Origin of the sequence: Cellulomonas sp. URHD0024, assembly GCF_000426185.1 — a bacterium.
Lineage (GTDB): Bacteria > Actinomycetota > Actinomycetes > Actinomycetales > Cellulomonadaceae > Cellulomonas.
Genome location: NZ_AUEW01000015.1, coordinates 97,531 through 106,543 on the forward strand (window position 1 = coordinate 97,531; position 9,013 = coordinate 106,543).

Annotated in this window: 7 protein-coding genes; 3 read left to right on the forward strand and 4 right to left on the reverse strand. The window is 71.1% G+C overall.

Going from position 1 to position 9,013, the window contains the following annotated elements:
• Nucleotides 1-2 precede the first annotated feature (2 nt).
• The gene (locus I847_RS0115555; protein WP_028050426.1) at nt 3-1,313 is read right to left on the reverse strand and encodes an NAD(P)/FAD-dependent oxidoreductase; all 1,311 of its coding nucleotides are present in this window, start codon (nt 1,311-1,313) and stop codon (nt 3-5) included.
• Between the two features lie 117 nt (nt 1,314-1,430).
• On the opposite strand from I847_RS0115555, the gene I847_RS24110 reads away from it, so the two are divergent.
• Both I847_RS24110 and I847_RS0115565 read left to right on the forward strand, forming a co-directional pair.
• The gene (locus tag I847_RS24110) at nt 1,431-2,909 is read left to right on the forward strand and encodes a glycosyltransferase family 39 protein (RefSeq protein ID WP_051274967.1); all 1,479 of its coding nucleotides are present in this window, start codon (nt 1,431-1,433) and stop codon (nt 2,907-2,909) included.
• Between the two features lie 160 nt (nt 2,910-3,069).
• Nucleotides 3,070-5,076, forward strand: coding sequence for a glycosyl hydrolase family 28-related protein (locus tag I847_RS0115565; protein ID WP_051274968.1), 2,007 nt, complete (start codon nt 3,070-3,072; stop codon nt 5,074-5,076).
• 157 nt (nt 5,077-5,233) lie between these two features.
• Here the strand turns inward: I847_RS0115565 and I847_RS0115570 are convergent, their stop codons facing one another.
• A complete protein-coding gene (locus I847_RS0115570; RefSeq protein WP_231384243.1) occupies nt 5,234-6,688 on the reverse strand; it encodes an alpha-amylase family glycosyl hydrolase in 1,455 nt (484 codons plus the stop codon).
• Nucleotides 6,689-6,858: 170 nt separating this feature from the next.
• Here I847_RS0115570 and I847_RS0115575 point away from each other — a divergent pair, with 170 nt between their 5' ends.
• Nucleotides 6,859-7,983, forward strand: a complete 1,125-nt coding sequence (locus I847_RS0115575) for an LLM class flavin-dependent oxidoreductase (protein ID WP_028050429.1) — start codon at nt 6,859-6,861, stop codon at nt 7,981-7,983.
• 58 nt (nt 7,984-8,041) lie between these two features.
• Here the strand turns inward: I847_RS0115575 and I847_RS0115580 are convergent, their stop codons facing one another.
• Nucleotides 8,042-8,392 (reverse strand): MmcQ/YjbR family DNA-binding protein, encoded by a 351-nt coding sequence (locus I847_RS0115580; RefSeq protein WP_034610559.1) that lies wholly within the window; start codon nt 8,390-8,392, stop codon nt 8,042-8,044.
• A 273-nt stretch (nt 8,393-8,665) separates the two neighbouring features.
• Nucleotides 8,666-9,013: HNH endonuclease signature motif containing protein (locus tag I847_RS26850; RefSeq protein WP_028050431.1), on the reverse strand; the 348-nt coding region annotated here is incomplete at its 5' end.

Here is a 9,013-nt window from a genome sequence, read left to right on the forward strand (position 1 = left end):
CGTCACTGTCCGGCCGTGTGCTCGGCGGCGGCGAACCGGGCCTGGCCCGGCTGGACCAGCCCGAGCTGCGCCGGGACCGGGCGGCTGACCAGGTTGAGCGCCCAGTCGGCAGCGATGCGCGCGCGGTTGGCCATCGAGGGGACCGCGTACAGGTGATAGGCCTTCGCGACGACCTTCGCGGGCAACCCGGTCAGCGGCACGCCGAGGGGACGCGCGACCGCGCTGCGCCGTCCGAGGTCGGCCACGAGCCCGAGGTCGTGGTGCCGGTACTCGACCGGCTCCCCGTGCCCGAGGCTGGCAGCGATGTTGTGCGCGAGGACCACGCCCATCCGCTGGGCGTGCTGCGCGGTCGGCGGGTAGGCGCGGTGCTGCTGGTCGTACGGGTCCGGTGCCGACGCCGAGTCGCCCGCGGCCCACACGCCGGGTTCCCCCGGAACCTTGAGCTCCGCGTCGACGACGAGCCGACCGCGTTCGACCGCGTCCCCGAGCGAGCCGACGAGCGGGGGAGGCGTGACCCCTGCGGTCCAGAGCACCGTGTGGCAGGGGATCGTCTCCCCGCCGGAGAGCACGACGTGATCGGGCGCGATCTCGCTGACCGACGTGCTGAGCCGCACCTGCATGCCGCGCGCCCGGATCTCGTCCAGCGCGAACTCACCGAGGCGCGGACCCAGCTCGGGCAGCACCGCGGGTGCCACGTCGACCAGCAGCCAGGTGAGGTCCTCGGTGCGCAGCCGCGGGAACCGGTCGAGCTGCGCGGTCGTCATGACCTGCAGCTGCGCGGCCGTCTCCGTGCCCGCGTACCCCGCCCCGACCACCACGAACGTGAGCCGCGCGCGCCGCTCACCCAGGTCGCTCGTGGCGTCGGCGATCTCCATCTGACGAAGCACGTGGTCGCGGATGTAGACCGCCTGCACGAGCGTCTTGAGGCCCAGCGCGTACTCCTCCATGCCGGGCGTGGGCAGCTTGCGGGTCACCGACCCGACCGTCATCGCCAGCCGGTCCCAGCGCAGGACCAACGGGTCCGCGAGGTCGCAGGCGACGTCGAGCGTGCGCTCGGTGGTGTCCACCTGCTCGACCAGGCCCTGCACGATCCGCGACCGTCTGAGGGCCGAGTGCAGCGGGATCGCGATCCGACGAGGGTCCAGGCGCCCGGCCGCGACCTCGGGAAGCAGCGGCGAGTAGCAGAGATGGTCGGTGGCGCTGACGATCGTGAGGTCGGCCGCCCCGGGCGGGACCAGGCGTTCGAGGGTCCGGGCCGCGAAGAAGCCGGCGAAGCCGCTGCCGACCACCACGACGTGCGGGCGTGTGCTCATGGGTGCCCTCCAGGCCACTTGTCGTGCTCAGTCCCCGAGCCCACTCCTCGTGCTCAGTCCCCGAGCCGACGGTATCCGGTATGTCCCTTTCCCGCCCTGGCTCGCTACGCTCCTGGTGTGGTCGCGACCGACGCTGGTCGGCGTCGGGACGTGCTGCCGCCCGTCGCCTGGCCCTGGGTGCTGATCTCCGCGGGCGGGTTGCTCGTGGTCCTCGTCGCGTTCTCGGCCCGGTACGGCCCACATCGCGACGAGCTCTACTTCGTGGCCGCCGGTCGCCACCTCGCCTGGGGCTACCCGGACCAGCCGTCGCTGACGCCGCTCCTCGCACACCTCGCCGACGTGGTGGCGCCCGGTTCGCTCGTCGCGCTGCACCTTCCCTCGGCGCTGGCCATGGCGGGGGTCCTGGTCCTGTCGGCCCTCACCGCGCGGGAGGTGGGCGGGGGAACTGCGGCGCAGATCCTGACGATGGTCGCCACGGGCACCGGGGTGGTCACCGTCGTGCTGGGCCACATGCTGACGACGGCGACGGTCGACACCCTGTTCTGGGTCGCCATCGTGTACGCGACCCTGTGGACCCTCTCGCGCGACCGCCCGCGCGGCTGGCTCCTGGTCGGCCTGCTCACGGGGATCGCGCTCGAGGACAAGCACCTGGCGGTGTTCCTGCTCGCCGGGATCGTCGTGGGTGTCGCGCTCACGCCCGCCGTGCGTCACCACCTGCGGTCGCCCTGGGCCTGGGGCGGCGTGGCGATCGCGCTGGTGCTGTGGGTGCCCAACCTCGCGTGGCAGGCGCTGCACGGGTGGCCGCAGCTGACGCTCGCCGCGGACATCCGCTCGGAGTACGGCGTGCTCGGCGAGCGACTGAACTTCCTGGGGCTCCTGATCGTGCAGTTCAGCCCGCTGACCGCGCCGGTGTGGATCTACGGCCTCGTGCGGCTGTTCCGCGTGCCGTCCCTGGTGCGCGCCCGCCCGCTCGCGTGGGCCTTCACGTTCATGGTGGTGGTGTTCTTCCTGACCGGGGGGAAGGCCTACTACGTCGTCGGCGCGGTGCCGGTGCTCGTCGCCGCAGGTGCGTGCGGGCTGGTCGAGCGGTGGAGCACCCGAGCCGTCGTGCTGACCGGTGCGGCCATTGGACTCAGTGGTCTGCTCGTGTGGCCCGCCGGGCTTCCGATCCTGCCGGAACGGGCGTTCGGGCAGTCGTTCTACTCCGACATCAACGAGGACGAGGCGGAGACGATCGGCTGGCCCGCCTTCGTCGCGACGGTGCAGTCCGCGGTGTCGTCGTCGGGCGCCGGTCTCGTGGTCGCGCAGAACTACGGCGAGGCCGGTGCGCTCGAGTGGTACGGCGTCGGCGTGCCTGTCTACAGCGGGCACAACGGCTTCGCGGCCTGGGGTCCACCGGCAGGCTCCGACGGTCCGTTCGTGCTGGTGGGGTACGACGAGGCGCCGCCGTGGGCGGTCGGTTGCCGGGTGGTCGCGCACGTCGACAACGGTGTCGACGTGGACAACGAGGAGCAGGGGCGCACGGTCCAGGTCTGCGCGGCGCCGGCCGGGACGTGGGACAAGGCCTGGCCGCAGGTCACCCATCTCGATGCATAGAACTTGCAGCAAGTACGTAAGTTCTTGCAATGTGTCATTCGGTCTTGTCATACCATTTGTCCAGTACCTACGGTGTGTTCCGACATGCGGCGCGGGCACCCCCGGCGCCGCCCCGGCTGCGCAAGGAGGCGCTCCCGTGAGGAACCCCGTTCGTCGATCTGTGTCCGCAGTCCCCGCTCTGCTCACCGCACTCGTCCTCGCGCTCGTCGTCCCGGCGAGTGCAGCGTCCGCCCACCCCGCCCCGCCCACGCCCCCGACGCCGACCCCCGTCACCCGCGCCGCGCTGGACCCGTCCCTCGTCGCGGGGCGCGGCGCCGCCGTTGCGTTCGTCGAGCAGGAGGCCGAGAACGCCACCACCAACGGCACCCTGATCGGCCCTGACCGGAATGCGTACTCGCTCCCCGCCGAGGCGTCCGGTCGCCAGGCCGTCGAGCTCGCTCCCGGGCAGTACGTCGACTTCACGCTGCCCAAGGCCGCCAACGCCGTGACCGTGCGGTACGCCCTGCCGGACGCCCCCACCGGCGGCGGCCTGACGGCGTCCCTGCCGATCTCGGTGAACGGCAAGAAGGCGGGGACCGCCGACCTGACGTCGCAGTACTCGTACCTCTACAACCAGTACCCGTTCTCCAACGACCCGAACGCGGGCCTGCTGCACGCCGACTGGTGGATCACGGAGTGCGCGTGTGTGCCGGCCGCGACCACCCCGACGCCGACCATCACGACGCCGTTCCGTCCCATGCACTTCTACGACGAGCAGCGTGTGCTGCTCGGCAAGACGTACGCAGCGGGCTCGGTCGTCCGTCTGACCGCGCCGGCCGGCGTGGCCTGGACCGTCATCGACCTGCTCGACTCGGAGCAGGTCGGCCTACCGGTGGTCAAGCTCAAGGCCGCGAACGTGCTGCTCTTCGGCGCCGACCCGTTCGGCCGCCGTGACTCGGCCGACGCGTTCGACAAGGCGATCGCGTTCGCCAAGAAGGCGCACCTGCCCGTGTACGTGCCCCCGGGCGTCTTCCAGGTCAACCGGCACATCGTCGTCGACGACGTCACCATCCAGGGCGCCGGCAGCTGGTACACGATCATCCGGGGCAAGGAGGTCGCGCTCGCGACGCCCGCGCCCGACAACTCCGTGCACCTCGGTGTCGGCTTCTACGGCAAGGACGCGTCCGTCGGTGGCAGCCACAACGTGCACCTGGCCGGGTTCACCATCCGTGGTGACGTGCGTGAGCGCATCGACACCGACCAGGTCAACGGCATCGGGGGGGCGCTCAGCGACTCGACGATCGACGGCCTCTACATCCAGCACACCAAGGTCGGCATCTGGCTCGACGGCCCGATGAACAACCTCACGATCACCAACAACGTGATCGTCGACCAGATCGCCGACGGCCTGAACTTCCACACGGGCGTCACCGGCTCGGTCGTGAAGGACAACTTCATCCGGAACACCGGCGACGACGGCCTGGCCATGTGGTCCGAGCACACCGCCGACGCGGGCAACACGTTCGACCACAACACCATCCAGACCCCGACGCTCGCCAACGGCATCGCGATCTACGGCGGCACCGACAACACGGTGTCCAACAACCTGATCGCCGACCCGCTGCGCGAGGGTTCAGCCATCCACGTCGGGTCGCGGTTCGGCGCCGAGGCGTTCACCGGGCACCTGTGGATCACCGACAACACCACGGTCCGGTCGGGCACGTACGAGCTGAACTGGAACATCGGCCTGGGTGCCATCTGGTTCTACGCGCTCGAGAAGAACATCGACGCGGACGTCCAGGTGGTCGGGGACAACTTCCTCGACAACACCTACAACGCGATCATGCTCGTCGCCGACTGGCCGGTGAAGGACCTCTACTCGATCACCAACGTCCACTTCCGCGACATCCACGTCGACGGCACCGGGACGTCCGTGGTCAGCGCCCGTGCGGCCGGCTCGGCTTCGTTCACCAACGTGGACGCCCGCAACGTCGGTGCCGTCGGCATCAACAACTGCGGGACGTTCCACTTCACGCCGGCCGGTTCCGAGTGGTCGGCGATCGACGGTGGCGGCAACGACGGCGGCGGCACCACCGGCCCGTGGTTCGCGTCCTGGGAGCTGCCCAACACCATCACCTGCGACGACCGCCCGCCGGTCGTCGTGCCGCCGGCACCGTCGGCCTGGTGATCTCCGGGTGACGGGACAGCCGGTCGCGGCCCCTGTCCCGTCACACCTCACGTCTCCCTCGATCCACCCTGAAACGGGTGGCGCACCGACACCGGGAGAGCCGGTGCGCCACCCCACTCCTGTGGCCTCGCGACGACACCTTCGACGACGGTCCGCCTCAGCGCGCGACGATCGCCCAGCCGTGCGGCGAGACCGCTCCTGACTGCGTGCTCGCGAGCAGCACCTCACCCGCGGGGAGCGCGACCTCGTCGTCGCCGATGTTCAGGACGACGACGAGCGCCTCGCTCGGGTCCTCGACCGACCGGACCTCGTAGACGAACCTCTCGTTGGCCAGCTCGACCTGCGACGTCCGCGCCCCGTGCAACCACGGGTGCCGACGCCTGAGCCCGACCAGGTCCTGGTGCAGCCGCAGGATCGTGGCCGCACGCTCGCGTCGCTCGTCCGCCGTCGACCCGTCCGCCGCCGACCCGTCCGCTTCAGGTCCGTCTGCTCCCGGTCCGTCTGGTCCCGACCCGTCCGCTCCCGGCCCCTGGGCGGCGAACTCCGGCCGGACCGCGTCGTCACCGCCGATGCGGTCCTCCTTGACGCCCGTGTAGCCCAGCTCGTCGCCCGCGTACAGCGAGGGGGTCCCACCTACCGTGAACAGGACGACGAACGCGTGTGCCACGTGGCGCGGGTCGGTGATCTTGCTCGCGATGCGCGTCACGTCGTGGTTCCCGACGAACGTCATCGGCACGAACGTGTCCAGGAACTCGTCGTGCCGCTGCAGCGACCACGCCAGCTCCCAGAGGTTGGCGTCCTCGATCGAGCTCCAGATCGCCTTCCAGAGCTCGTACTGCGTGAGGGAGTCGACGCCCGACTCGTTGACGAACTCGGCGTAGTCGCCGTGGATGACCTCCGCAACGACCCACGCGTCGGGGTGCTCGGCCCGCACCCGCGGCAGCGCCTGGGCCCAGAAGCTCGTCGGCACCGCGTACGCCGCGTCGAGCCGCCAGCCGTCCGCACCACGGTCGAGCCAGTGGTTCATCACGCGCACCACGTAGTCGACGACCGACGGGTGCTCGTGGTCGAGCGTGACCAGCGAGCCGTGCCCCTCGAAGCTGGCGAAGTCGGTCGGCCCGCTGCCCTCAACCCGTCTCAGCCACACCTCGTCGTCCGTCCGCCCCTCGGCTGCCTCGATCGACCGTCGAGCGATCCGCGACGAGCGGCCCACATGGTTGAACACCCCGTCGAGCAGCACCCTGAGCCCGCGGCTGTGTGCCTCGTCCACGAGCACGTCAAAGTCCTCGTCCGTGCCGAGTCGCGGGTCGATCCGGAGGTGGTCGACCGTGTCGTACCCGTGGCTCTCCGAGGCGAAGATCGGTCCGAGCGCGACCCCCGACGCCCCGATCGCGATCACGTGGTCGAACCAGCCGATCATCCGCCGCAACCGGTGCTCGTCGGGCGTCGCGCCGATCTGCGGGTAGGCGCCGACGAACCCGAGCGGGTAGGCGTGCCACCAGATGGCGTGCCGCACCCAGTCCGGTTCGCGCGCGTGGTTCACGCCGTCACTCACGGTCGTGCCGTCGCCCGCAGTCGTGCCGTCATCCGTCGTCTCCTGGGTGTCGCCCACCTCCCCAACCTATGTCCGCGGCCATCCGAGCCGTGAGACGACGGATCCCGTCGCTTGTCATCCACGCCGGTGGTGCCCAGGATGCCTCGTTCCCACGGCGGACCTGCCGGCGGCAGACGAACGCGACGACGTCGCGCTCCTCCTCCGGCGCGATGTTCGGACAGGTCGACATGAGCTCCTTCCACTGGTTCCTCCCCACCAACGGTGACGGCCGGCACGTCGCCAACGTCGTCGCCGCTGCCGGAGTCGCGCGACGGGTCCTGACCCGCCCCGCGTCGCTCGCCTACCTCGGCCAGATCGCCCGCGCGGCGGAGCAGTCGGGTTTCGACGCCGTCCTGACGCCGACCGGAGCCGCGTGCGAGGACGCCTGGATCACCACCGCTGCGCTGCTGTCCGTGACGGAGCGCCTCCGGTTCCTCGTCGCCTTCCGACCGGGATTCCTGCTCCCGACACTGGCCGCCCAGCAGGCCGCGACGTTCCAGCGACTGTCCGGCGGGCGCCTCGCGGTGAACATCGTGACCGGCGGGGACCCCGCCGAGCAGCGCGCGTACGGCGACACCCTGAGCCACGACGAGCGGTACGCGCGGACCGCGGAGTTCCTCCAGGTCTTCGCGGGGCTCTGGGGACCCACGAGGCTCTCGCACGACGGGCCGCACTACACCCTGACCGACGGTGGCTTCCCGTCGCTGCAAGCACCGCGACCCGACGTCTACTTCGGCGGAGCGTCCCCGGCCGCCGAGGCGGTCGCCGCCCGGCACGCCGACGTCTACCTCGCCTGGGGCGAGCCACTCCCGGACCTCGTCGAGCGCCTGAGGCGGGTGCGCGCCGCGGCCGCGGCTCTGGGCCGGAGCCCGCGGTTCGGTGTCCGGCTGCACGTCATCTCCCGCGACACCGCCGACGAGGCTTGGGGCGAGGCGGATCGTCTGCTCGCCGGCATGGACCCCGAGGCGCGCGCCGCGGCACAAGCGCGGTTCACGACGATGGAGTCGGTCGGCCAGGCGCGCATGACCAGCCTCACGCAGGGGCTCGCTGCTCTGGGGTCCGCCTACGACCAGCAGGTCGCCCCGAATCTCTGGGCCGGGATCGGCCTGCTCCGCGAGGGCGCCGGCACCGCGCTCGTCGGGAGCCACGACGAGGTAGCCGATCGGCTCGCCGAGCTGGCCACCGCCGGGTTCGACGAGTTCATCCTGTCCGGCTGGCCGCACGTCGAGGAGGCCTACCGCGTCGGCGAGGAGGTCCTCCCACGGTTCGCGGCCCGCACCTCAGCGGCGGAGACGGTGCCGGCGCTCGGGTGAGCGCCTTCCACCGAGCGGAGCGCCACTCAGCGAAGCGCTGCGGCCCTGGGAGCCTCGCTCAGGCCGGCTCCGTCGGGCCGAGCTGCGGGTGGCGCTTGCGGAGGACCGAGGGCGCCGCCCACCACCACGACTCCGCGAGGTGCGCCTCGAGGGACACCGCGTCGACGGCCGCAAGCGTCATCAGGACCAGGTTGCTTCCTGCGTGATGGTCGGTCGTCGAGTACAGCCGGGGCATCTGCTCGACGAGCGCCAACCGTTCACCATCGTCCTGGACTCGCACGGTCAGCCGCTCGTCGTCCCACATCCGCGCCACCATGTTCCGGTGGAACCACGCCGGCTGGCCCCAGCTCGAGCGCTCGCTGACCTCCGGCAGCGCCAGGGCCGCTCTGCGTACGTCGCTGACGTCCATCCGTCCATCCAACAGCCCTCACCGTCCGACCGCCCTCCGCACAGGCCGGGGCCGGGCACGATGGGTCATCCGATGGAAGGCCGCACTCAACGCGTTCGCCATCACCTTCGAGGGGCGCATCAACCCCTCGAACCTCTAAGAAACGCCGGGCCCCGCCCACCGTTCATCTGACACTCCCCCTACGGACTGGCGGACGCTCGCCAGTCCGTAGGCGCGCGGATGCACGTCGGTAGACCGTTGTCGCCGTCGTTCATCGGCGGGGTGCCAGCTGCGTCAGAAGGGTGGTGGTCGGTCCTCGGCTGTGCCGCTGTGTCGTGGTGGTGGTGGTGGGTGGGTGGTGAGGGCGGTGTAGTCGATCTGGGCGGGGGTGGGGTGGCGGGCGAAGGTGAGGCCGTCGGCGCTGGTCCACCAGGTGACTCCGGTGGTGGGGTTGCGGTGCACGTTCCAGTGTTTCTTGGTCTTGGCTTGGTGGTGGTGGCGGCACAGGGCGTGCAGGTTGTCGGCGGTGGTTTGGGTGTGCGCGGGTTGGGATGGGTCGTAGGGGGTGATGTGGTCCAGGTCGCAGCGGGTCGCGGGTTGTCGGCAGCCGGGGAAGGTGCAGGTCACGTCGCGGGCGATGAT